The following is a 20,929-nucleotide window of genomic DNA, read 5'->3' as shown; positions in this document are numbered from 1 at the left end:
CCATTGGCGAAGGCGGCGGCGCGCGCTGCCTAATGCAAGCGCTTGATGGGGCTGAACTTTGCGTGCCGGTCAGCGGCCACGGACGCGGTCCGCTTATGATCGTGCGCGTCGATTTCACTTCTTCGTCACATCGGCGGCCTCCGCAGGCCGCCACCGATGCCCACCCGCGATGCTAGCGTCGCGACTGCCTTGCGACCGGAACCCTGCATGCGCTTTGCCGCCGCCGCCGTGTGCCTGCTCGCCCTGGCGGCCTGCCAGCGCGCGCCCCAAACTTCCGACGAGGGCTACGACGCGTCGGCCGCGGCCGACGCACGCCGGATCGAGGCGGATGTGCGCTACCTCGCCGACGATCTGCTCGAAGGGCGCGAGACCGGCAGCCGCGGCCACGACCTGGCCGCCCTGTACGTGGCCCAGCGCCTGCGCGCGATGGGCCTGCACCCGGCCGGCGACCGCGGCGGCTACACCCAGCGCGTGCCGCTGCTGCGCGCGCAGCGCCTGCCCGAGGGCAACGAACTGGTGATCGAACGCAACGGCGCGACCACCGCGCTGCGCTTTCGCGACCAGTTCCTGCCGCTGCTCAACTTCGATCGCCCGCAGGCGCGGGTGGAGGCGCCGGCGGTGTTCGTGGCCCAGGCCGTGCACGCGCCGGAGCTGGGCCAGGACGATTTCGCCGGCCTGGACGTGCGCGGCAAGATCGCCGTGCTGTTCGGCGGCGCGCCGGCGCGCTTCGCACCCGACCAGCGCGCGTTCTATTCCAGCACCGACGAGAAGCTGCGCGCGCTGGCCGAGCGCGGCGCGGTCGGCGCGGTGTTCGTGGCGACGACCGGCGACGAACAGACCTATCCCTGGGCGCGCTCGGCCGAGGACTGGCAGCGACCGGGCATGCGCCTGCGCGGCGCCGACGGCCGCGCGATCGACAGCACGCCGCAGCTGCAGGTGGTGGCGCGGGTCAGCGCGGCGGTGGCCGACGTGCTGCTGGCCGGCAGCGGCCATACCGCGGCCGAGCTCTACCAGGCCACCGACGCCGGCCGCCTGCGCGGCTACGCGCTGCCCGGCCGCATCGTGCTGGCCGCGCGCAACCGCATCGCGCCCTTGGAATCGCGCAACGTGGTCGCGCGCCTGCCCGGCGGCGACCGCGCCGTGGCCGACGAGCACGTGGTGTTCAGCGCCCACCTCGACCACGTCGGCCTGGGGCCGCCGGTGGACGGCGATGCGATCTACAACGGCGCGATCGACAACGCATTGGGCGTGGCGGTGATGCTGGAGGCCGCGCGCAAGCTGGCGGTCGCCCCGGCCGCGCCGCGACGCTCGCTGCTGTTCGTCGCGGTCACCGGCGAAGAACAAGGCCTGCTCGGCGCGCAATGGTTCGTCCGACACCCGACCGTGAGCGGCCCGCTGGTGGCCAATCTCAATCTGGACATGCCGCTGCTGCTGGCGCCGACGCGCGACGCGGTGCCGATCGGGATCGAGCACTCCAGCCTGGCGCCGCTGCTGCGCCAGGCCGCGCAGGACGCCGGCGTGAAGCTGTCGGCGGACCCGGCGCCGGAGCTGAGCATGTTCGTGCGCAGCGACCAGTACGCCTTCATCCGCGCCGGCGTGCCCGCGGTCTACCTCAACGGCGGCATCGAGGGCGCGGGCCTGGGCGACGATCCGCGCAAGGCCCAACGCGAGTATCTGCGCCTGCGCTATCACCAGCCCAGCGACGACACGCGTCAGCCTATCCACTACGCCGATGCCGCGCGCCTGGCGCGGCTCAACGCGCGCCTGGGCCAGCTGATCGGCGACGCGCCGCAGCGCCCGGCCTGGAACGCGGGCGATTTCTTCGGACAACGCTTCGGTGCGCAGCAGAACCAGCCCCACGAACCTTGAGCGCGACCCCGCTTTCGACGCACTTCCGGTACGCGCGATGCGGTTCGCTTTGCTCACCGCATCCTACATAGGCCGATCGGATCGGCATGTGCAAGCCAGGCCATGCGCGCACTGGACGCACGACATCCTGCCAGCGGGCCCGTCGCTGCATTATTCTTCAGGCCGGTTCAAGCGCACTCGGATCCCATGGAAGACAACCTTTATGCACCGCCGGCCAGCGAGGTCTTCGACACCGGCCCTGCCGTAGCCGCGCGTAGCTTCTATGTGGTGTCCCCGCTCAAGTTCGGCCTGTTGTTCTTCGGCACTTTGGGCCTGTACCAGTTGTACTGGTTCTACATGCAATGGGCCCGCTACCGCCGTCAGACCGGCGAGACGGTCTGGCCGGTCATGCGTGCGATCTTCTCGATTTTCTTCACTCATGCGCTGGCCGGGCATTTCGATGCGGCCCTGCGCGATCGCGGCCTGCGTCGCGACTGGTCGCCCGCTACGGCCGCCACGATCTACGTGATTTCAAAACTGGCCAGCGGCGTGCTCGACCGGCTCGCGGGGCGTGAGATCGGCTCACCGTATACGGACATGCTCAGCCTCGTCCTGCTGGTTCCGCTCGGCGTCAGCCTGCTGAGCCTGCAGCGTGCCGCCAATCATGCCAGCGGCGATCCGCAGGGCGAATCCAACCGCCACTTCACCTGGGCCAACTACCTGTGGCTGCTGGCCGGCGCGCTGCTATGGCTGATGGTGCTGATCGGGTTGGCGACGTACTTCGTCGAGATCTGATCGAGCGGCCGACCCAGGTATGACGATGCGGTCCGCCGCGCGCCGTACCGCCGACGGGCTTGCCTATACTCGCCACATGAAGACCTTGGGCCTGCTGGGCGGGATGAGTTGGGAATCGACGGTTCCCTATTACCGCCAGATCAACGAGACCGTGAAGGAACGCCTGGGCGGCCTGCATTCGGCGCGGCTGTTGCTGTACAGCGTGGACTTCGCCGACATCGAACGCCTGCAGCACGCCAGCGACTGGGAGCAGGCCGGGCGCGTGCTGGGCGAGGCCGCGCGCGGCCTGCGCCTGGGCGGCGCCGAGCTGCTGGTGATCTGCACCAACACCATGCACAAGGTGGCCGCGCAGGTCGAAGCGATCTCGGGCTTGCCGCTGCTGCACATCGCCGACCCCACCGGCGCGGCGATCCGCGCCGCCGGCCTCCAGCGCGTGGCCCTGCTGGGCACGCGTTTCACCATGGAGCAGGACTTCTACCGCCAGCGCCTGAGCGAACGCCACGGCCTGGAGGTGCTGGTGCCGGACGCGGACGAACGCGAACGCGTGCATCGGGTGATCTACGACGAGCTGTGCCTGGGCACGATCCGCGACGCCTCGCGCCAGGTCTATCGCGAGATCATCGCCGGCCTGGTCGCGCGCGGCGCGCAGGGCGTGATCCTGGGTTGCACCGAGATCGGCTTGTTGATCGGAGCGGACGATGTCGAGGTGCCGGTGTTCGACACCGCGGCCCTGCATGCGCGCGCGGCGGCGTTGGCGGCGATCGAGTAAGCGAGCGGCGCGGGCATTCGGCTTGGCGCGATGATGCGGTTCGCTGCGCTCACCGCATCCTACGAATGCGCATGCCTACGAGGTCGACCGTAGGATGTGGTGAGCGCAGCGAACCGCATCGCCACCATCGACACGATCACCGCGCCGGCAAGGGCAGCCCGCGGAACGCCTTGACCGTGCGCAGCACGAAGCTGGAGTTCACGTCGGCCACGCCGGCCTGGTTGAGCAGGCGGTCGAGCAGGAAGTGCGAGAAGTGCTCCAGGTCGCGCACCGCGACCAGCAGCAGATAGTCCATGTCGCCGGTCAGCGCATGGCAGGTGACCACCTCGTCCCATTCGTTGACGAAACGGCGGAACAACTCCAGCGCGTCGGTGTCGTGGTGGTTGAGCTGCACGCGCACGAAGGCCTGCAGGCCCAGGCCGAGGCGCTCGGGGTCGACCTCGGCGCGGTAGCCGGCGATCACGCCCTCGCGCTCCAGGCGCTGGACCCGGCGCAGGCAGGCCGAGGCCGACAGATGCACGCGCTCGGCCAGCTCGGCATTGGTCTGGCGGCCCTGGCGCTGGAGTTCGGCCAGCAGCAACAGGTCGGTGCGATCCAGCTCGATAGCGGGCATATTCGTGCAATCAAATCGTTAAACACGCAATAATCATGCGCCGTAACCGAGTTCTAGCGCAACAACGCAAGCTTATTGCGCGAATCCGGGGCTAAAGTCCTAAGTCGAGCCGCGATCCAACGAATCGCGGATCCACCAGGACCCCGCCATGAACGCCACCACGCCGCAGCGCGTCGAACACCAGCTCACCGACAAGGGCTACGTGCCGGTCTATACGACCGCCGTGGTGGAGCAGCCGTGGTCGAGCTATACGGCCAGCGACCATGCGGTGTGGGCGCAGCTGTTCGAGCGCCAGCAGCGGATCCTGGTCGGTCGCGCCAGCGACGAGTTCCTGACCGCGCAGCGCGCCATGCACATGACGCCCGATCGCATTCCCAAGTTCGAAGACCTCAACGCGGTGCTGCGCGCCGCCACCGGTTGGGAGTTGGTCGGCGTCGAGGGCCTGCTGCCGGAACTGACCTTCTTCGATCACCTCGCCAACCGCCGCTTCCCGGTGACCTGGTGGATCCGCAAGCCCGAGCAGATCGACTACCTCAGCGAGCCGGATCTGTTCCACGATCTGTTCGGTCACGTGCCGCTGCTGATGAATCCGGTGTTCGCCGACTACATGCAGGCCTACGGCCGCGGCGGCGTGAAAGCGCACGCGATCGGGCCCGACGCGCTGGTCAACCTGACCCGCCTGTACTGGTACACGGTGGAATTCGGCCTGATCAAGCAGGCCGACGGCCTGCGCATCTACGGCAGCGGCATCGTCTCGTCCAAGGGCGAGTCGATCTACTGCCTGGACTCGGACGCGCCCAACCGCATCGGCTTCGATCTGGAGCGGATCATGCGCACGCGCTACCGCATCGACACCTACCAGAAGACCTACTTCGTGATCGACAGCTTCGAGCAGCTCATGGAAGCGACCGCGCCGGACTTCACCCCGCTGTACGCGCAGCTCGCCGCGCAGGGCTCGGTGCCGGCCGGCGAAGTGCTGGCCGGCGACACCGTCTACAACCGCGGCACCGGCGAAGGCTGGCTCAACGACGGCGACGTCTGAGCGGGCGCGCTCACGGCGCGCCCTGCTCCAGTCGAACGGCGCTCAACCCCGCGCCGCGAGCGCCAACGGCGCCGGCCGTTGCGCGCCTTCGGCCGCCGCCGACAGCTGACGCGCGAGCGCACGCGCCGCCACACGCAGCTCCGGCACCGCGGTGATCTCCCACCAGCGCCCGCGCAGCAGCGGCCCCAGGCAGTACAAGCCGCGCACCGGCGCGCCGTTCGCGTCCAGGGCTTCGTAGCGTTCGGAGGCGTTGAGGCCCAGGCCCAGCGGATCGGCGCTGATCAGGCCGGATTCGCGCAGGTGCGCGATCAGCGGATGGGTGGTGCGTTCGATGTCGGTGTCGAAGCCGGTGGCGCGGATCAGCACGTCGTAGGTCTCGCTGCGCACCTGGGTCTGGCCGCGCTCGCGGATCAGCGCCTCGACCGCGTCGGTGCCGCGGCGCGCGCGCAGCAACCGCCCCGCGCGCACCGTGAGCTGGCCGCTGACCTGCAGTGCGTCCAGTTCGGCCGCGACCGGCGGCGCCAGGCGGTGGCGCACGCTCTCCCAGTACGAACGCAGATGGCGCAGGAAGCGCGCGCGCTGCGGCTCCGGCAGGTCGCGCCAGAATCCCTGCAGATACGGGCGCAGCGCGTCGATCAGGCTGCGCCAGTCGGACACGATCGGCAGCAGCATGCGCAGCGAGCGCAGCAACTGGCCCAGGTCGTGCGCGTTCAGGGCCTGCAGCACGGTGGGCGGCAAGGCGATCGGCGCGCTGGCCTCGTCCAGATGCCGGCGCGGCAGCAGGCCATGGCGCGACAGTGCGGCGATCGGGCCGGTGTGGCCGCGCCGGCGCAGGGTCGCGACCACGTCGGCCATGGTCAGGCCGGTGCCGACCACCAGCAGGCGCGCGTCCGGGGCGATGCGGTCGATCGCGCCGTCCTGCCAGGGCCAGCCCAGATAACTCGGATGCACCGCCAGGCGCGGACCCACGCCCGCCAGCGCCTGCGGCGGCAGCGCGCCCAAGGTCAGCACCACGCGTTCGCTGAAAAAATCGCTGCCGTCGGCCAGATGCACGCGAAAACCGCCAGGGCTGCGTTCGACCGCGATCGCCTCCTGTTCGACCAGATGCAACGTGGCGGCGCTGGTGTCGGCGGCGGCGCGCAGGCGTGCGTGCAGGTATTCGCCGTACAGCAGCCGCGGCAGGAAGCTCTGGCGCGCGCGCTCGGTGAGATTGAGCCAATCGGCGAACTCGCCCGGATAGTCCGGCGTCGCGCCCAGGTCGCGCGCGCGCACGTTGAGCAGATGCTCCGGTCGCGCCTCGCCGTAGGCCACGCCGCGGCCGTAACTGTCGGCCACGCCGACCAGGGTGATGTCGACGCCGGGGCCGGCCTGCGCCGCCAGTTCGCTCGCCAGGGCGCTGCCGCTGAAGCCGGCGCCGATGATCGTGATCCGCATGCGCATCGCCTCACGTGGGGGGAGGCTCCGTTCTAGTGGATCGCGCCGGCGGGCGGGTAAAGCGCGGGTTATTTGGGCGGGCCGCTCACCCAACGAAATGGCACAGGCACATAGCCGAACGGAATCTCGCCGGCGCGGCCGCGATCACAGCGCGTGCGAACTTCCGGCGCCCGGCGCGGTAACCGCCACCGGCGCGCGCCGCGCCGGCGCATACCTGCGATCCAGCACCCATTTGGCGATCACCGCCGCCAGCAGCGGTCCGAACCAGGCGAAGTAGTGCAGGGCCACGCCGTCCACCGCCGGCAGCAGGCGCGGCAAGCCGATCGCCAGGAAGGCGACGTGGGTGGCGATGGCGTTGCCCAGCATCGCGCTGTAGTGCTCGCTCAGCCACCAGCGCGGGCGTGCGGCCAGGCGCGCACGATGCAGGCGTTTGTTCAAGGTGTCGTAGCCGATGTACAAGCCGATCGCGGAGAAGCCGATGAACAGCGGCGAGCCGTCGTGCACGCCCAGCGCGAGCACGCCCACGCCGGCCAGCGCCGCGAGCAGGCCGGAGGCGACGTAGACCGGTCCGGTGTAGCGCGCGACATCGTGCTTGTCGCGGATCGCGCGCCAGGCCGACCACACGCCGTTGGCGGTGATCGCGACCAGATAGCCCAGGAACACCGCAATGTAGAGCTGGCCCTGCAGATAACGCACCACCGCCATCGGCACCGCGGTGATCAGGATGCCCACCATCGCCAGCAGATAGGCCTGGCCGAAGCGGCGGTGCAGCGGGCTGCCCTTGCGCAGCGCGGCGGCGGCCCAGAACGTGCCCAGGGCGAGCACGCCGATGCTTCCGTGCACGGCGACCAGGATCGAGTAAGCGCTCATGACGGCGGCTCCTTGGCGGTTGCGCACAGCCTCGCGCCGCACGCCGCGCCGACGCAGTGCCCGCAGTCACCGAGGCGACCTGCCGGAAGTCACCTTTCGCCGAACGGGCATTGCCAGTCGCGGCGTCCGCCCGCAGCATGCGGGCATGACGTCATCCTGGCTGCGAGCGATCCTGGACAACGCGTTCCTGCGCGTGGTGTTCCAACCCCTGAATCTGCCTGCGTTGCTGACCTGGCTGGCGGTGGGCCTGTCGCTGCGCTTCGACAACCGCGCCGACGATGCCTGGCAATGGCTGGCGATGGCCGGTTTCGGCCTGGCCTTCCTGATCGGCGACTTCGTGCCGCGCAACCAGCGCGCGCTGACCGCGCTGTTGCTGGCGACGGAGGCGATCTGCGCGCTCGCGCTGACCTGGCTGGCGCCGCGCGGCGGCACCACGCCGGCGCTGCTGGTGATTCTGTCGGCGCAGCTGGCGATGATCTATCCGGCGCGCATCACCCTGGTGGCGATGCTGCTGATCGACCTGGGCCTGTTCCTGGTGCTGCGCGCATCGGGCCACAACGCGGCCCTGATCGTGGTGTTGATCTTCGCCGGCTTCCAGGCCTTCTCGTCGCTGATCGCGCACTACGCGCGCCGCGCCGAGGAAGCGCGCGACCAGCTTTCGCGCGTCAACGCCGACCTGCTGGCCACGCGCGCGCTGCTGGCCGACAGCGCGCGCGACGCCGAGCGCTTGCGGGTGGCGCGCGAACTGCACGACGTGGCCGGGCATAAACTCACCGCCATGACCCTGAACCTGCGCGCGCTGGCCGCCGATCCGGACTACGCCAAGCGCCCCGAAATCGCGATCGCGCAGCGCCTGTCGGGCGAATTGCTGGGCGACATCCGCAACGTGGTCCAGGCCCTGCGCGACACCCGCGGGCTGGACCTGGGCGTGGCCCTGCGCGCGCTGGCCGCGCCGATGCCGCGCCCACGCCTGGAGCTGAGCATCGCCGACGACGTCCACCTCACCGACCCGGCGATCGCCGAGACCATCCTGCGCCTGGTCCAGGAAGCGCTGACCAACAGCGCCCGCCATGCCGACGCCGAGCGCGTGCGGGTCGCGATCGGCCGCGACGGCGCCAGGCTGCGTATCAGCGTGGAGGACGACGGCCAGGTGCGCGGCACCCTGCACGAGGGCAACGGCCTGGCCGGCATGCGCGAACGCGTGACTGCGGCCGGCGGCACCCTGGCCCTGCACACCACCGCGCGCGGCGCGCTGCGCATCGAAGCGGAGCTGCCGGCATGAGCGGCCCGAAGATCGCCCTGGCCGACGACCAGGCGCTGGTGCGCGCCGGCCTGCGCGCCTTGCTGGAACTGCAGGGCGTGAGCATCGCCTTCGAGGCCGACGACGGCCAGGCCCTGCTGGACGGCCTGCACGACACGCCGGTGGACGTGGTGCTCAGCGACATCCGCATGCCCGGTCTGGACGGCATCGAGGCGCTGGTGCGCCTGCGCGAACGCGGCGACCGCACCCCGGTGCTGCTGCTGACCACCTTCGACGACGGCGATCTGCTGTTGCGCGCGACCGAGGCCGGCGCGCAGGGCTTCCTGCTCAAGGACGCCGCCCCGGAGGATCTGTACGACGCGATCGTGCGCGTCGCCGCCGGCGACACCCTGCTGCAGCCGGTCAGCACCGAACCGGTGCGCGCGCGCTACCGCTACCACGCCGACGACGCCCCGCGCGCGTTGTTCACCGAGCGCGAGGTCTCGGTGCTGCGGCTGATGGCCGGCGGCTATTCGAACAAGGAGATCGCGCGCGCGATGTTCCTGGCCGAGGGCACGGTCAAGAATTACGTGTCGGTGATCCTGGAGAAGCTGGACACGCGCGATCGCACGCGGGCGGTGTTGAAGGCGATTACGCTGCGGGTGATTTGAGGGGCGGTGCGTACGCGTGGAGGACGAAGCGGCGCCAAGAGCAAATCCCCCTCAATCCCCCTTTTCCAAAGGGGGAAGACAAGCACGGCTACGCACACGGAGGCCGTGCGCCGAATTCAAATCGTAGGGATGCTTAAGACCGCGGTCGCGGACCGGGTGGAAGCGCACACCCTCTTCCGCGGACGGAAGAGGGTGCGGCGTGCGGAGGCGGCGCCAGGCCGCGCTCCGCTGGACGGGCGATTAGGCCGCGGCGTCCTTGAGCTTCTTGAGCGGACGCACCTTGACCTTGACCGAAGCCGGCTTGGCAGCGAACCACTGCTCTTCCTTGGTGAAGGGGTTGATGCCCTTGCGCTTCGGCTTGGCCGGCACGTTGACGGCGGTGATCTTCAGAATGCCCGGCAGGGTGAACGCGCCCGCGCCCTTCTTGTTGATCGAAGCGTGCACGGCGCCTTCCAGCGCGCTCAGCACCGCACGCACGTCCTTGGCGACCACGCCGGTGGCTTCGGCCAGATGCGCGACCAGGCCCGACTTGCTCAGGGCTTCCTTGATCGGCTTCGGCGCGGCCGGCTTGGCGGCAGCAGCCTTCGGAGCGGCCTTCTTCTTCGCAACAACTTTCTTCTTCGTCGCCATTTATTTGTCCCGGTGGTACTCGATGAATGGATGGTTTGCCAGGAAACCCCTTCGGCAAGGCGGAATGTAGGGCAACATCGCGGCCACGCCAAGCGCCGAATGGCGGAAAAAGCGCTTTTTTTTCGTCGTCGCGCCCGAGCGGTCGCCGATACGGGAAAAAAACGGCCGGGAATCGCCCCGTAGCCGGCATGCGCGCCGGTATGCCGGGCACCGCCGATGCGACCCGAATGCGCCCTTTCCGACCGTCGCGGCGCGTTCAACGCCGCGTGCGGCGGCGTCAGCGGGCGTCGGCGGGATTGGCACCGACCGAGCGCAGGTAGGCGTCGAGACCGCGCTCGCGGCTGTCGCCGAAGGTTTCGCCGGTCGGCGCGTACTCGACGATGCGGTCGGGGCGGAAGTTGCGGAAGTCGCCGCGCAGGCGGCACCACGCGCCCAGGGTCCAGCTGCCGCCCCAGAACGACAGGCACAGCGGCTCGACCTCGCGCTGGCTGGCGCGCGCCTCGTTGTCGCGGTACAGCAGGCGCAGCACGCGCAGGTCGGAGATCGCGCCATGCAGGGCGTCGATCAGGCCGCTGGCCTCGATCCGGTTGCCCAGCTGGGGCGCGAAGATGCGGGTGCGGCGGCTGCGGTCCTTGAGCTCCGGCGGCAGCACCGCCTCGATCTTCAGCAGCGCCGCGGTCGCGCTTTCGCCCAGGCGTTCGCCCGCGAACGCGCGCACGAAGCGCGTGCCGACCACCAGGGCTTCGAGCTCGTCGGGACTGAACATCAGCGGCGGGATGTCCGAGCCCTTGCGCAACACGTAGCCGACGCCTGCCTCGCCCTCGATCGGCACGCCCGAGCGCTGCAGGTCGGCGACGTCGCGGTAGACCGTGCGCAGCGATACCGCCAGCGTCTTGGCCAATTGCTGGGCGGTGATCGCTTGGCGGCGTCCGCGCAGGGCATGGATCAGCAGGAACAGTCGGTCGGCACGGCGCATGCCGCATGATCCCGCGCCACGCGTTCGGGCTCAACACGCGCGTGGCGGCGGGTCATGAGGGGCGGGGCCTCGGTCGGGCCAGGTGCGTGCATCGCCACGGTCCTAGGACGCGACCGCCAGCTCCGCGTCGGAATCGCGGCCGTGCTTCGGGCCGCCCACCGCGCCGGCCATGGCCATCGCGCGGGCCACCGCGGCCGCCGCGGCCTGTTGCGGGCCGTCGGCATCGGCCAGTTCCGAACGCGCCGACGGGCCCAACCGCAGCAGCACCGGCGCCGCGGCCAGATCGCCCAACATCGCGTCCACCAGCACCTCGCGCCAGCGCGGATCCAGGTTCAGGCTGCGCGTGGCCTGCGCCCAATGGTCCTCGTCGGCATAGCGTGCGAACCACACGAACACGCGCTCGCCCTCGCGCACCGGCAGGCGCGGGAAGGTGTTCTCGGAGGCGTCGGTGACGTAGGTCGCGACCAGTTCGGCGCCGGAGCCGCGCAGCAGCGGCGCGAACGCGGACTCGAACAGGTCGTCGAAACCGTCCTCGGCCGGCGCGTTCAAGCTGCAGATGCCGGCCACATAGACCGATGGCGGCAGCGTATCGGCGCCCACCGGCGCGCGCGCCGACGCGGCCGGCTTGAAGCCCGAACCCGCGCGCGCGGGCTTGAGCAGCAGCACGTTGTCGTTGTCCAGCAAGGTCGCGTTGGCGGCGTCGCGATGGCGCTGCCAGACCGGGCCGAAATAGAACGAGTTCAACGCGGCGGCGCGCTCGCGCATGCCGGGAAACCCGCGCACCCAGACGTAGCGGTCGGGTTCGTCGAGGTCGCGGAACTGGCCGATCACGTGGATGCCGACCGCTTCCTGGGTCTCGACGAATTCGCGCTCGAACAGCTCGACCAACTCGTCGCGACGGCCCGGCTGCATCTGGTACTGGCGCAGTTCGATCACCGCGTCGTCGTGGACCAGGCGGCCGTTCTCGTCGACGCGGCGCATCCACATATGCCAGTTGGTTTCCCAGGTCTTGCCGCCGTCGGTGGAAAAGGCCTGATGCCAGTGCGCCGCGTTGGCGCTGATCTGGTCCCAGGTGAATTTCGCCAGCACCGGCCGGCCTTCGTGCTCGGCCGCGCCGACGAACGTACCCACGCCGTCCTTGAACGCGCCCACCACCGGCGGCTCCAGCACGCCGTCGTGGTTGCCGGCCCAGTACAGGCTCCATTGCCGGGTTTGCGGGTTGAACAGGCGCAGGGTCATGCCGAGAAACTTCTCGCCGCGACCGGGGCGGCCCCAATCGGTGACGAAGTCGTCGACGTTGCCCAGCCCGCCCAGGATGGGCTCGCAGCTCTGGGTGGCCTCGAACACTTCCCAGTCGGTGGAGCCGACCAGGCGTGCGCGCAGGCGTTCGTTGCGGATGGTCCAGCGGCCGTGGAAGAAGTCGAAATCGTGGCGGCCGTCGTTGGCTGGCGTGCTGTCGTTCATGACTGTCTCGCTGCGCGCGGTGCGCGCCTGGGGTTCACGGAATCGTGCGTAGGGACTGCGTCGTCTCAAGCCAGGCGGGTCATGTGCATGACCCAATTGGTTTCCCAGGTTTTGCCGCCGTCGGGCGACAGCGCCTGTTCCCAGCGCAGGCTGCGTTCGGTGATCTCCGACCAGACCGCCCGCGAGGGCAGCATGCGGCCCTGGTGCGCCTCCTGGCCCTCGAACACGCCCACGCCGTCGCGGAAGGCGCCGATCAGCGGCGGTTCGAGCACGCCGTCGCGGTCGCTGGCCCAGTACACGTGCCACTGCCGCGTCTGCGGACGGTACAGGCGCAGCGCCATGCCGACGATGCCGCCGCCCCAGTCGGTGGTGTAGCGGTCCATGCTGCCCAGGCCGCCGAGCACCGGTTTGCATTCGTCGATGGCGTCGAACTCGATCCACTCGTCGCTGCCGGCCAGGCGCTCCTTGAGGCGGCGGTTCTTGACCTGCCAGCGGCCGTGATAGAAGTCGAAATCGTGGCGGCCGTCGCGTTCGAGCATGGCGGAGCTTCCTGTCGCTGGAGTGGAGGCGGCGTGCGCGAACACGATCGCGGGCAGCGTGGCGGCCATCGCCGCCGCCGGGGCGGCCATGCCCCATTGCAGGATTCGTCGTCGTTGCCGGTCCATGCTCGCGCCCCGTCCGTGCCGATCGCACCGGCACAGACTGCGCCCGTCCTGCTGCCAGCCTGCTGTCAGTAGCCTGGCTTGCGATTTCGCCGCAGGGCTTACTCGGCCGGGTCGGGCGCGTGCGGGAAGAACACGGCGATGCAGAAGCCGCGGCCCTCCAGGCCATCGCAGGGTTCGATGCGCGCGTCATGGATCTGGGCGATGCGCGCCACCAGCGACAGACCGATGCCGCTGCCGCCGTCGGCGCGCCCGGGCTGGGACTGGCCGGGCACGCGGAAGAAGCGATCGAAGATGCGGCCGCGATCGGCCTGCGGCACGCCGGGGCCGTTGTCGGACACCCGCAGCTCCACGCCGCGCACGCCGTCGCGCACCGCGTGCAGGCACGACACCGCGACCTGGCCTTCGATGCCGGCGTAGCGCACCGCGTTGTCGATCAGGTTGCGCAGCAGGATGCCGAGCTGGTCGACGTCGCCCAGGATGGTGCAGGGCTCGGACTGCAGCGTGACGCGCTGGCGGCGGTCGCGCGCCAGGGTCTCGAAGTCGCGCACCACCAGCACCACCAGTTCCGACAGCGACACCGGCAGCAGCGGCGGCGGGCCGGCGCCGGCGTCCAGGCGGGCCAGGTCCAGCAGCTGTTCGGACAGGCGCGCGCTGCGCTGCACGCCCGCGCTCAGGCGCTGCAGCGCGGCGTTCTTCTCCTCGATGGTGTCCGCGCGCAGGGCCAGGTCGGCGTGCGCGGTCAGCACCGCCAGCGGCGTGCGCAATTCGTGGGCGGCGTCGGCGATGAAGCGGCGCTCGTGCTGGACTGCGCTGTCGACGCGTTCGAGCTGGCCGTTGAAGGCGTCCACCAGCGGGCGGAATTCGCTGGGCAAGCCCGGCGCGTGCAGCGGCGTGAGGTCCAGCGGCTTGCGTTCCAGCAAGGTGCGCCGCAGCGCGGTCAGCGGGCGCAGCGAACGCCCGATCACGCCCCATACCGCGATGCCGAACAGCACGAAGATCAAGGCCGCCGCCAACAGGCTCCAGCCGATCCAGTGGCGCATCTCGTTGACGATCTGGTACTTGGAGCGCCCGACCTGGACCACGATGCCGCGCGCCGGATCGGCCACGCTGTACACGCGCCAGCGCTCGCCGTCGATCACGCGGGTGGCGAAGCCGTCGCGGAAATCCGGCTTCAGCGGCAGCAAGGGCGCGGCCTGGGAATAGACCACGTTGCGGCCACCGGCCCAGACCTGGAAGCTCATCTTCCAGTCGCGCGCGCCCTCGGGCAGCGGCTGGCGCGGACGCGGGGTGAGGGTCCGCAAGCCTTCCGGCATCGAGCCCAGGATCTGCACGGCGATGTCGCGCAGCGACGCGTCCCACAGGCCGGTGCGCTCCATGCGCTGCTGCCACACCTGGCAGCCCATCCAGACCAGCCAGGCCACCATCACCGCCTTCAGCAGCACCCAGGTCAAGCGCCAGCGCAGCGAACGCGTCCTCATGCCGGCGCGCCGCCGATGCGGTAGCCGTAGCCGTGCACGGTCGCGATCACCTGGTCGCCGAGCTTGCGCCGCAACTGATGCACGTAGACCGCGATGGTGTTGCTCTCGATGGTGCCGGAGCTTCCGTACACGGCTTCCTCCAACTGCTCGCGCGTGACCACGCGGCCCTGACGCTCCATCAGCAGCATCAGGGTGCGGAACTCGTGCGCGCTCAGAGCCACCGGCTCGCCGTCGCGGGTGACTTCGCGCCGCGCCGGGTCCAGTACCAGGTTGGCGTAGCTGAGCACCGGCGACACCCGGCCCTGGCTGCGCCGCATCACCGCGCGCAGGCGCGCGTACAGCTCGTCGGACTGGAACGGTTTGACGATGTAGTCGTCGGCGCCCGCGTCCAGGCCGACGATGCGGTCGCTGAGCTTGTCGCGCGCGGTCAGGATCAGCACCGGAGTGGCGTCGTAGCGGCCGCGCAGCACCGACAGCACGCTCAGGCCCGAGCTGCCGGGCAGGCCCAGATCCAGCAGCACCGCGGCATAGGAATGATCGATCAGCGCGGTCTTGGCCAGGGCCGCATCGCCGACCCAATCGACGCTGAAGCCGTTCTGGCGCAGCCCGTCGCGCACGGCCTCGCCGAGCATGACGTCGTCTTCGACCAGCAGGATGTTCATGACGGCAACCGGTGGCGGTGAATGGGCTACAGCTAACGGGACATATCGTGCGCGACGGCGATTAAGAAGTTCTTAAAGCGCGGCGCCGCGCGTTCAGCCGATCTTTACGCCGCTTAAAAACTTCTTAAAAGCGCGCGCGCAGCATCCTCCTCGCCGACCCACCCCACGGGTCGTATCGAACGGAGATCGCCATGCCCGCATCGTCACGTCCCGTTTTGTCCCTGATCGTAACCCCGGCGCTGCTCGCAGGCTGCGCCTCCATCCCGCGCAGCCAGACCCCACTGGCCGCGATCGCCGGCCTGGACTGCGAGGCCCTGGCCCAGGAGCAGGCCCTGAGCGAACGCAGCCGCGACGCCGCCCAGCGCGCGCGCAGCGGCGCCTGGAAGGCGGTGCTGCCGATCGCGGTCGGCGTGCGCTACGCCTCGGCGCGTTCGGCGCAGTCGGAGGCCGAGCAGCGCCTGCAGGCGATCCGCGCCAGCCGCGACGCCCACCGCTGCGCGGACGCGCCCGCCCAGGCCGTCGACCTGGGGGCCGAGGTATGAGCCTGGTCTCGCCCCTGATGAGTGTGGTGCGTATCGCGCAACGGCCGACCGCGGTCGCGCCGGCGGGCCCGCACGCACGCGCCGTGCGCCCCGACGACCTGCCTGCGCTGTTGCGCCTGTGCACCGAGCACGCCGAGCTGACGGTGTTCGAACGCCTGCCCTACGGCCACGCCCGCGACAGCCTGCTGGAGCTGCGCGAGGCGCTGTTCGAACCGCCGCTGCGGGCCTGGGCCTGGATCGCCTACGTCGACGGCGAAGCGGTCGCCTACGCCAGCGCCACGGTCGGCTTCTCGTTGCTGGAACGCGCCTATCACCTGTGCCTGGAAGGCCTGTACGTGCGTGCGGCCTGGCGCGAACGCGAGATCGAAGCCCTGCTGTTCGAGCAGGCGCTGGATGCGGCCGCGCGCTTCGGCTGCCTCAACCTGCAATGGCAGGCGCCGGCCTGGAGCGAGGCCGCGCGCGCGCTGGACCTGCCGCGCCGCGCCACCCGCATGGAAGCGCTGCGTTACGTACTGCCGGTGAACCCCGCCAGCGACGCCGGCTAAGCCCATGTCCGAGCCTCGCGCCTCTATGCCCGCTCCCTACGCCCCGGCGCGCCCCCCGCGCCGGCGCCGCGCGCGTCGCGCGCTCCTCTTCCTTTTGGTAGTCGCCACTGTCATGACCACGCTCTCCCTCAGCGCTTGCCGCACCACCGCCTACCCGGACTCGCCGCAGTTCCGCGACGGCGGCTTCCGCAACCCGATCGCCCCCAAGACCGTGGGCTGGCGCGAAATGCCGGCCATGCTCTGGCGCTTCGCCTTCGACAAGCCCGCCGACACCGTGCCCAAGACCGCGCCGCCGGTGGCCGCGCTCACGCGCGAGCAGCTGCTGGCCGCGCCGGACGGCAGCCTGGTGCGCTTCGGCCACTCCACCGTGCTGCTGAAGCTGGACGGCGCGTTCTGGCTCACCGATCCGGTGTTCTCCGAGCGCGCCTCGCCGGTGCAGTGGGCCGGCCCGAAGCGCTTCCACGCGCCGCCGATGACGATCGCGCAATTGCCGCCGATCAAGGGCGTGATCCTGTCGCACGATCACTACGACCACCTCGACAAGGCGGCGGTGCTGGAGCTGGCGGCCAAGACCGAACACTTCCTGGCGCCGCTGGGCGTGGGCGATCTGCTGATCGAATGGGGCGTGGACGCGGCCAAGGTGCAACAGCTGGACTGGTGGCAGTCGACCAACATCGACGGCGTGCGCTTCGTCGCCACGCCCTCGCAGCATTTCTCCGGGCGCGCGATGTTCGCAGACAACCCCACCCTGTGGACCTCGTGGGTGATCCGCAGCTCGCGCCTGAACCTGTACTTCAGCGGCGACACCGGCTACTTCGACGGCTTCAAGGCGATCGGCGAGAAGTACGGCCCCTTCGACCTGACCCTGCTGGAATGCGGCGCCTACAACGCGCAGTGGGCGGGCGTGCACATGCTGCCCGAGCAGACCTTGCAGGCGCATCTGGACCTGCGCGGCCGGCGCCTGCTGCCCATCCACAACGGCACCTTCGATCTGGCCATGCACGCCTGGACCGATCCGATGGAGCGCATCACCGCGCTGGCGCGCGACGCCGGCGTCGAGACCTTGACCCCGGTGATGGGCACGCCGGTGAACCTGCACGCGCCGCCGGCGACCTCGGCGTGGTGGCGTACGGGGCGTTGATCCAAGGCGGAGCCGCGCGCCGTGAACCGATGTCGCGATGATGCGGTTGTCACCGCATCCTACGGCTAGGTCGGTGGCCGTAGGATGCGGTAAGCCGCAGGCGCACCGCATCGCGCGCTATGAACCGATTGCGCCGTGAACCGATATCGCGATGATGCGGTTGTCACCGCATCCTACGGCTAGGTCGATGGCCGTAGGATGCGGTAAGCCGCAGGCGCACCGCATCGTGCACGCAGGCTCGGAATCGCAGCGCAACTTCGCGGCCGGCCATCGCCTCCTCGAGCGCGCGCCGGCTTACTCGCCGATCGCGAACAAATCCGACTGGGCGACGTAACCGTCCTCGTCGACGAAACCCGACAAGCCCACGCCGACCAGGCGATACAAGGTGTCGGCCGGATGCTCCACGCGTGCGCGCAGCGCGCAGGCGATGTCGGCCAACTCCTGCTCGCTGGCCGGCGGCGCCGGCTGGGTCAGGCTGCGGGTGAGGGTGCGGAAATCGGCGGTCTTGAGCTTCAGCACCACCGTGCGCGCGAGCCGTCCGGGTTCGCGCTGGTAGCCGGCCCAGGTCTTGCTGGCCAGGCGACGGATATGCGGTTCCAGTTCGTCCAGGCGCAGGTCCTCGGCGAAGGTGTCCTCGGCGGAGATCTGCAGGGTCGGCCGCTCCGGCTCCACCGCGCGTTCGTCGATGCCCAGCGACAGCTCGTGCAAACGCCGCCCCCAACGCCCGAAGCGCTGCTCCAGCGCCAGCGCGCCCAGCGCGCGCAGGTCGGCGACCACGCTTACGCCCAGCTCGGCCAGTTTGGCCTCCATCACCTTGCCCACGCCGGGCAGCCGGCCGACCGGCAGCGGCTCCAGAAAGGCCTCGACCTGGTGCGGTCGGATCACGAACAGGCCGTCGGGCTTGCGCCAGTCGGACGCGATCTTGGCCAGGAACTTGTTCGGCGCCACGCCTGCCGACGCGGTCAGCTGGGTCTCTTCGCGGATCGCGGCGCGGATCGCCTCGGCGGTGGCGGTGGCCGAAGGCAGGCCGGTCTTGGTTTCGGTGACATCGAGGTAGGCCTCGTCCAGCGACAGCGGTTCGATCAGGTCGGTGTGGCGGGCGAAGATCTCGCGCACCTGGCGCGAGACCGCCTTGTAGCGCACGAAGTCCGGCGGCACGAAGATCGCGTGCGGGCACAGGCGCTCGGCGCGCACCGCCGGCATCGCCGAGCGCACGCCGAACTTGCGCGCCTCGTAGCTGGCCGCGCACACCACCGAGCGCGCGCCGCGCCAGGCCACCACCACCGGCACACCGCGCAGCGAAGGATCGTCGCGCTGTTCGACCGACGCGTAGAACGCGTCCATGTCGACGTGCAGGACTTTGCGGCTGGGGACGGACACGGCGACACGAAACGATGCGAAGGCGGCATGGTAGCGCGCCGGAGCTGATGCGGCCCCTGCCTTGCGTCATCGTATTCCTAGGGCGCCCGCTCTGCGTGGGAGCGGCCTAAGCCGCGATCGTCTCCCGACGCCGCCGCGATCCGGTTCGCAACACCGTCGCGGCTTACAACCGAAGGAGATCCCGGTGGCACATCGCTCCGACCGAACATGCCGTGCCCGCTCTGCGTGGGAGCGGCGTGAGCCGCGATCGTCGATCGACGCCGCCGCGATGCATTTCGCAGCAACCATCGCGGCCTTCGACTGAAGGAAGCCTCCGCGGAACCTCGCTCCCACCGTCGGCGTCTGCGCCACCTCGAAACCCAGCGCCGAACACACGCCCCGAAGGAAGCGGCGCAGCGATGACGACGCCACTCGGCCACGCCACAAGCCCGGCGCGGCGGCGCCCCACGCACCGCCGCGCCGTCCCCCACTGACGCTCAGTTCGGCGTCGGGTAGGCCGTGTACACCACCCAGCGGTTGTTGATCCGCCGCATCACGATCTGCACCGCGTTGACCTGGATGTCGTGGCCGGCCGTGCACATGCCGTTGCCGTCGGCGGCGGTGCACTGGCGCGCGAAGTACTGCCACTGCAGGGTACGCGCGGCTTCGCTGCCGTTGGCCGCGGGCTCGGGGCAGTACAGCGGATTGGGCTGGCGCGCCAGGCGATCGAAGGCCTCGCGCCAGGCCTGCGCGTCCCAGAACAGGGTGCGGCCGTATTGGCTGAAACCCGGCGGCGGCCGCACGCCGGGGACGTGCGCGGCCAGATGACCGCCGCCATCGGCGTTCATCTCCGGAATCGCGCTCATCTGCACGGTGACCAGATTGGCGCAGGGCTCCACGGCGTGAGCGGGCAGAACGGTGGCGGACAGCAGCGCGGCCAGGGCCGCGGCTTTGTTGCGCATGCGCATGTCGATACTCCGGTGTCGTCGCGTGGCGGTCAGTAGGTCGGTTCCAGCGCGCCACCGGCGCTGATGCCGGCGCCGTAGGTGCCGTCGGCCAGGGAATAGATCTGCGCGTTGGGCAGCGCGGCGATCAGGGCGTTGTAGGCGGCCAGCACCGAGGCCTGCCACACCGCGGTCTCGCCGATGATGAACAGTTCGTTCGGGTTGTAGTTCTGGCCCTGCAGGATGCCGACCACGGTGGGCACGTCGGCGGCCGAGAACTGGTTGTTGGCGGCGTCGTAGATCGCCAGATGGATGCCGATCACCTGGGTGCCGGCGGCGTTGCGCGCGGCGATGCCGATGCAGGAGGTGAAGGCGGTGAACTGGATGGTCGGCTGGGTGTCGCCGCCGGCGGTGGGCGCGACGTTGGCGGCGGCCGCCCATTCGCATTCGGCGATGGCCAAGGGCGCGGCGCCGGCGTTGATCGTGTAGGGCATGACGGACTCCAGTACTAGGAAGGGAGTGCACCTTGTAGGCCCCTCGCCGGCGCGGCGACATGCGGAAGCCGCGCGCAGCCTGGGCGCTTCACAGGCTTTCGGCCGCATGCGTTGCGCTTCACGGCCGCGACGGCGCCGCGTTGTGATCGGTATGGACATACTCGCGTCGTCGCATCCCAACCCGCCCGCGTCGCGGTCGCCCGCCGTCGCTCCCGTCGCGGCCACCCCGGTACGCGCCCCCGCAGCGTTGTTCCTGGGTCTGCCCTGCCCCGGCACCCCGGCCTTCGACGCCTTATGCGATTTCTGCGACGAACACCGCGTCGCCGTGCTGGCCTCGCTGCCCTGGGTGGCGGCCGAGATCGCCGGGCACGACGGCTTCGACGCCATGCTGCGCTTCGTGCGCGCCCTGGGCGGGCGCCGCGTCTACGTGCCGCGCGACCGCAGCGGCTTCGCCGACCGTCTCGGCGTCGAGCTCAGCGCCACCACCCACGCGCGCCTGCTCGCGCACACCAGCGAAGCCGGCACCGTCGAAGTGCCTTCGGCCTGGGGCGTGTTCATCGCCCTGCGCCGCATCGCCATCCGCGCCGCGATGGCGGCCGGCGGCGACCTGCGCTCGGTGGCGCAGTCGTTCGGGGTGAGCGAGCGGCATTTGCGGTGCAGGTGACTCGCGATGGGTTCGCCTATCGGCGTATCTCCTCATCGATCTGCACGCGCTTGCCTACCGGACTGCGCTTTGCACGCCCTCGT

General features: G+C 70.3%; 22 protein-coding genes. 10 read left to right on the top strand and 12 right to left on the bottom strand.

What is annotated here, in order from left to right:
* The first annotated feature begins 207 nt into the window (after positions 1 to 207).
* The 3 genes from BMZ45_RS16090 (at position 208) to BMZ45_RS16080 (ending at position 3,412) form a co-directional block, all read left to right on the top strand.
* On the top strand, positions 208 to 1,869 hold the full coding sequence (locus BMZ45_RS16090) for a M28 family metallopeptidase (RefSeq protein ID WP_175489106.1): 1,662 nt from the start codon (positions 208 to 210) through the stop codon (positions 1,867 to 1,869).
* A gap of 186 nt (positions 1,870 to 2,055) precedes the next feature.
* Positions 2,056 to 2,643, top strand: a complete 588-nt coding sequence (locus BMZ45_RS16085) for a hypothetical protein (RefSeq protein ID WP_091637542.1) — start codon at positions 2,056 to 2,058, stop codon at positions 2,641 to 2,643.
* 76 nt (positions 2,644 to 2,719) lie between these two features.
* A complete protein-coding gene (locus BMZ45_RS16080) occupies positions 2,720 to 3,412 on the top strand; it encodes an aspartate/glutamate racemase family protein (protein WP_091637541.1) in 693 nt (230 codons plus the stop codon).
* 136 nt (positions 3,413 to 3,548) lie between these two features.
* Here the strand turns inward: BMZ45_RS16080 and BMZ45_RS16075 are convergent, their stop codons facing one another.
* Complete coding sequence (locus BMZ45_RS16075; RefSeq protein WP_056177346.1) at positions 3,549 to 4,025, bottom strand: Lrp/AsnC family transcriptional regulator; 477 nt, start codon at positions 4,023 to 4,025, stop codon at positions 3,549 to 3,551.
* A gap of 148 nt (positions 4,026 to 4,173) precedes the next feature.
* Here BMZ45_RS16075 and phhA point away from each other — a divergent pair, with 148 nt between their 5' ends.
* Complete coding sequence (gene phhA, locus BMZ45_RS16070; protein ID WP_091637540.1) at positions 4,174 to 5,067, top strand: phenylalanine 4-monooxygenase; 894 nt, start codon at positions 4,174 to 4,176, stop codon at positions 5,065 to 5,067.
* A 42-nt stretch (positions 5,068 to 5,109) separates the two neighbouring features.
* Here phhA and BMZ45_RS16065 read toward each other — a convergent pair whose 3' ends face one another.
* Together BMZ45_RS16065 and BMZ45_RS16060 are read right to left on the bottom strand one after the other, a co-directional pair.
* Positions 5,110 to 6,501, bottom strand: a complete 1,392-nt coding sequence (locus BMZ45_RS16065) for an FAD/NAD(P)-binding protein (RefSeq protein ID WP_091637767.1) — start codon at positions 6,499 to 6,501, stop codon at positions 5,110 to 5,112.
* A 144-nt stretch (positions 6,502 to 6,645) separates the two neighbouring features.
* Positions 6,646 to 7,371 carry a hypothetical protein gene (locus BMZ45_RS16060; protein WP_091637539.1) on the bottom strand — a complete coding sequence of 242 codons (726 nt, stop codon included), beginning with the start codon at positions 7,369 to 7,371 and terminating at the stop codon, positions 6,646 to 6,648.
* A 145-nt stretch (positions 7,372 to 7,516) separates the two neighbouring features.
* Between BMZ45_RS16060 and BMZ45_RS16055 the strand changes: the two genes are divergently transcribed.
* Both BMZ45_RS16055 and BMZ45_RS16050 read left to right on the top strand, forming a co-directional pair.
* Positions 7,517 to 8,653 (top strand): sensor histidine kinase, encoded by a 1,137-nt coding sequence (locus BMZ45_RS16055; RefSeq protein WP_091637538.1) that lies wholly within the window; start codon positions 7,517 to 7,519, stop codon positions 8,651 to 8,653.
* A complete protein-coding gene (locus BMZ45_RS16050; RefSeq protein WP_091637537.1) occupies positions 8,650 to 9,282 on the top strand; it encodes a response regulator transcription factor in 633 nt (210 codons plus the stop codon). The genes BMZ45_RS16055 and BMZ45_RS16050 overlap by 4 nt, the downstream gene beginning before the upstream one ends.
* 240 nt (positions 9,283 to 9,522) lie before the next feature.
* Here the strand turns inward: BMZ45_RS16050 and BMZ45_RS16045 are convergent, their stop codons facing one another.
* The 6 genes from BMZ45_RS16045 to BMZ45_RS16020 all read right to left on the bottom strand — a co-directional run bounded on the left by BMZ45_RS16045 (position 9,523) and on the right by BMZ45_RS16020 (position 15,157).
* Positions 9,523 to 9,912, bottom strand: a complete 390-nt coding sequence (locus BMZ45_RS16045; RefSeq protein ID WP_091637536.1) for an HU family DNA-binding protein — start codon at positions 9,910 to 9,912, stop codon at positions 9,523 to 9,525.
* Between the two features lie 277 nt (positions 9,913 to 10,189).
* The gene (locus BMZ45_RS16040; protein ID WP_091637535.1) at positions 10,190 to 10,888 is read right to left on the bottom strand and encodes a helix-turn-helix transcriptional regulator; all 699 of its coding nucleotides are present in this window, start codon (positions 10,886 to 10,888) and stop codon (positions 10,190 to 10,192) included.
* Positions 10,889 to 10,990: 102 nt separating this feature from the next.
* Complete coding sequence (locus BMZ45_RS21860; protein WP_217643220.1) at positions 10,991 to 12,352, bottom strand: NIPSNAP family protein; 1,362 nt, start codon at positions 12,350 to 12,352, stop codon at positions 10,991 to 10,993.
* Positions 12,353 to 12,417: 65 nt separating this feature from the next.
* Positions 12,418 to 13,017, bottom strand: a complete 600-nt coding sequence (locus BMZ45_RS16030) for a hypothetical protein (RefSeq protein WP_217643219.1) — start codon at positions 13,015 to 13,017, stop codon at positions 12,418 to 12,420.
* Between the two features lie 98 nt (positions 13,018 to 13,115).
* Positions 13,116 to 14,495 (bottom strand): ATP-binding protein, encoded by a 1,380-nt coding sequence (locus BMZ45_RS16025; RefSeq protein WP_091637534.1) that lies wholly within the window; start codon positions 14,493 to 14,495, stop codon positions 13,116 to 13,118.
* On the bottom strand, positions 14,492 to 15,157 hold the full coding sequence (locus BMZ45_RS16020) for a response regulator transcription factor (RefSeq protein WP_091637533.1): 666 nt from the start codon (positions 15,155 to 15,157) through the stop codon (positions 14,492 to 14,494). The genes BMZ45_RS16025 and BMZ45_RS16020 overlap by 4 nt, the downstream gene beginning before the upstream one ends.
* Before the next feature lie 191 nt (positions 15,158 to 15,348).
* Between BMZ45_RS16020 and BMZ45_RS16015 the strand changes: the two genes are divergently transcribed.
* The 3 genes from BMZ45_RS16015 (at position 15,349) to BMZ45_RS16005 (ending at position 17,385) form a co-directional block, all read left to right on the top strand.
* Positions 15,349 to 15,699, top strand: a complete 351-nt coding sequence (locus tag BMZ45_RS16015; RefSeq protein WP_139215538.1) for a hypothetical protein — start codon at positions 15,349 to 15,351, stop codon at positions 15,697 to 15,699.
* Positions 15,696 to 16,244: a GNAT family N-acetyltransferase gene (locus tag BMZ45_RS16010; protein ID WP_091637531.1), complete on the top strand. Its 549-nt coding sequence runs from the start codon at positions 15,696 to 15,698 to the stop codon at positions 16,242 to 16,244. The genes BMZ45_RS16015 and BMZ45_RS16010 overlap by 4 nt, the downstream gene beginning before the upstream one ends.
* A 112-nt stretch (positions 16,245 to 16,356) precedes the next feature.
* Positions 16,357 to 17,385, top strand: coding sequence for an MBL fold metallo-hydrolase (locus BMZ45_RS16005; RefSeq protein ID WP_091637530.1), 1,029 nt, complete (start codon positions 16,357 to 16,359; stop codon positions 17,383 to 17,385).
* A gap of 294 nt (positions 17,386 to 17,679) precedes the next feature.
* On the opposite strand, the gene dinB is transcribed toward BMZ45_RS16005, so the two are convergent.
* The 3 genes from dinB to BMZ45_RS15990 form a co-directional block, all read right to left on the bottom strand.
* Positions 17,680 to 18,765 (bottom strand): DNA polymerase IV, encoded by a 1,086-nt coding sequence (gene dinB / locus BMZ45_RS16000; RefSeq protein ID WP_091637529.1) that lies wholly within the window; start codon positions 18,763 to 18,765, stop codon positions 17,680 to 17,682.
* Between the two features lie 476 nt (positions 18,766 to 19,241).
* Positions 19,242 to 19,712 (bottom strand): hypothetical protein, encoded by a 471-nt coding sequence (locus tag BMZ45_RS15995; RefSeq protein ID WP_091637528.1) that lies wholly within the window; start codon positions 19,710 to 19,712, stop codon positions 19,242 to 19,244.
* 29 nt (positions 19,713 to 19,741) lie between these two features.
* Positions 19,742 to 20,182, bottom strand: a complete 441-nt coding sequence (locus BMZ45_RS15990) for a hypothetical protein (RefSeq protein WP_091637527.1) — start codon at positions 20,180 to 20,182, stop codon at positions 19,742 to 19,744.
* A 247-nt stretch (positions 20,183 to 20,429) separates the two neighbouring features.
* Here BMZ45_RS15990 and BMZ45_RS15985 point away from each other — a divergent pair, with 247 nt between their 5' ends.
* Positions 20,430 to 20,846, top strand: coding sequence for a hypothetical protein (locus BMZ45_RS15985; protein WP_091637526.1), 417 nt, complete (start codon positions 20,430 to 20,432; stop codon positions 20,844 to 20,846).
* Positions 20,847 to 20,929: the final 83 nt, after the last annotated feature.

Origin of the sequence: Lysobacter sp. cf310 (assembly GCF_900114355.1) — a bacterium.
Lineage (GTDB): Bacteria > Pseudomonadota > Gammaproteobacteria > Xanthomonadales > Xanthomonadaceae > Lysobacter.
Note: the sequence above shows the minus strand (reverse complement) of the source record. Positions and strands in the feature narration are given on the sequence as shown.

Coding starts and splice junctions, on each gene's coding strand:
- BMZ45_RS16090 (WP_175489106.1), top strand. CDS start 208: ATGCGCTTTGCCGCCGCCGCCGTGTGCCTGCTCGCCCTGGCGGCCTGC.
- BMZ45_RS16085 (WP_091637542.1), top strand. CDS start 2,056: ATGGAAGACAACCTTTATGCACCGCCGGCCAGCGAGGTCTTCGACACC.
- BMZ45_RS16080 (WP_091637541.1), top strand. CDS start 2,720: ATGAAGACCTTGGGCCTGCTGGGCGGGATGAGTTGGGAATCGACGGTT.
- BMZ45_RS16075 (WP_056177346.1), bottom strand. CDS start 4,025: ATGCCCGCTATCGAGCTGGATCGCACCGACCTGTTGCTGCTGGCCGAA.
- phhA (WP_091637540.1), top strand. CDS start 4,174: ATGAACGCCACCACGCCGCAGCGCGTCGAACACCAGCTCACCGACAAG.
- BMZ45_RS16065 (WP_091637767.1), bottom strand. CDS start 6,501: ATGCGGATCACGATCATCGGCGCCGGCTTCAGCGGCAGCGCCCTGGCG.
- BMZ45_RS16060 (WP_091637539.1), bottom strand. CDS start 7,371: ATGAGCGCTTACTCGATCCTGGTCGCCGTGCACGGAAGCATCGGCGTG.
- BMZ45_RS16055 (WP_091637538.1), top strand. CDS start 7,517: ATGACGTCATCCTGGCTGCGAGCGATCCTGGACAACGCGTTCCTGCGC.
- BMZ45_RS16050 (WP_091637537.1), top strand. CDS start 8,650: ATGAGCGGCCCGAAGATCGCCCTGGCCGACGACCAGGCGCTGGTGCGC.
- BMZ45_RS16045 (WP_091637536.1), bottom strand. CDS start 9,912: ATGGCGACGAAGAAGAAAGTTGTTGCGAAGAAGAAGGCCGCTCCGAAG.
- BMZ45_RS16040 (WP_091637535.1), bottom strand. CDS start 10,888: ATGCGCCGTGCCGACCGACTGTTCCTGCTGATCCATGCCCTGCGCGGA.
- BMZ45_RS21860 (WP_217643220.1), bottom strand. CDS start 12,352: ATGAACGACAGCACGCCAGCCAACGACGGCCGCCACGATTTCGACTTC.
- BMZ45_RS16030 (WP_217643219.1), bottom strand. CDS start 13,017: ATGGACCGGCAACGACGACGAATCCTGCAATGGGGCATGGCCGCCCCG.
- BMZ45_RS16025 (WP_091637534.1), bottom strand. CDS start 14,495: ATGAGGACGCGTTCGCTGCGCTGGCGCTTGACCTGGGTGCTGCTGAAG.
- BMZ45_RS16020 (WP_091637533.1), bottom strand. CDS start 15,157: ATGAACATCCTGCTGGTCGAAGACGACGTCATGCTCGGCGAGGCCGTG.
- BMZ45_RS16015 (WP_139215538.1), top strand. CDS start 15,349: ATGCCCGCATCGTCACGTCCCGTTTTGTCCCTGATCGTAACCCCGGCG.
- BMZ45_RS16010 (WP_091637531.1), top strand. CDS start 15,696: ATGAGCCTGGTCTCGCCCCTGATGAGTGTGGTGCGTATCGCGCAACGG.
- BMZ45_RS16005 (WP_091637530.1), top strand. CDS start 16,357: ATGACCACGCTCTCCCTCAGCGCTTGCCGCACCACCGCCTACCCGGAC.
- BMZ45_RS15995 (WP_091637528.1), bottom strand. CDS start 19,712: ATGCGCATGCGCAACAAAGCCGCGGCCCTGGCCGCGCTGCTGTCCGCC.
- BMZ45_RS15990 (WP_091637527.1), bottom strand. CDS start 20,182: ATGCCCTACACGATCAACGCCGGCGCCGCGCCCTTGGCCATCGCCGAA.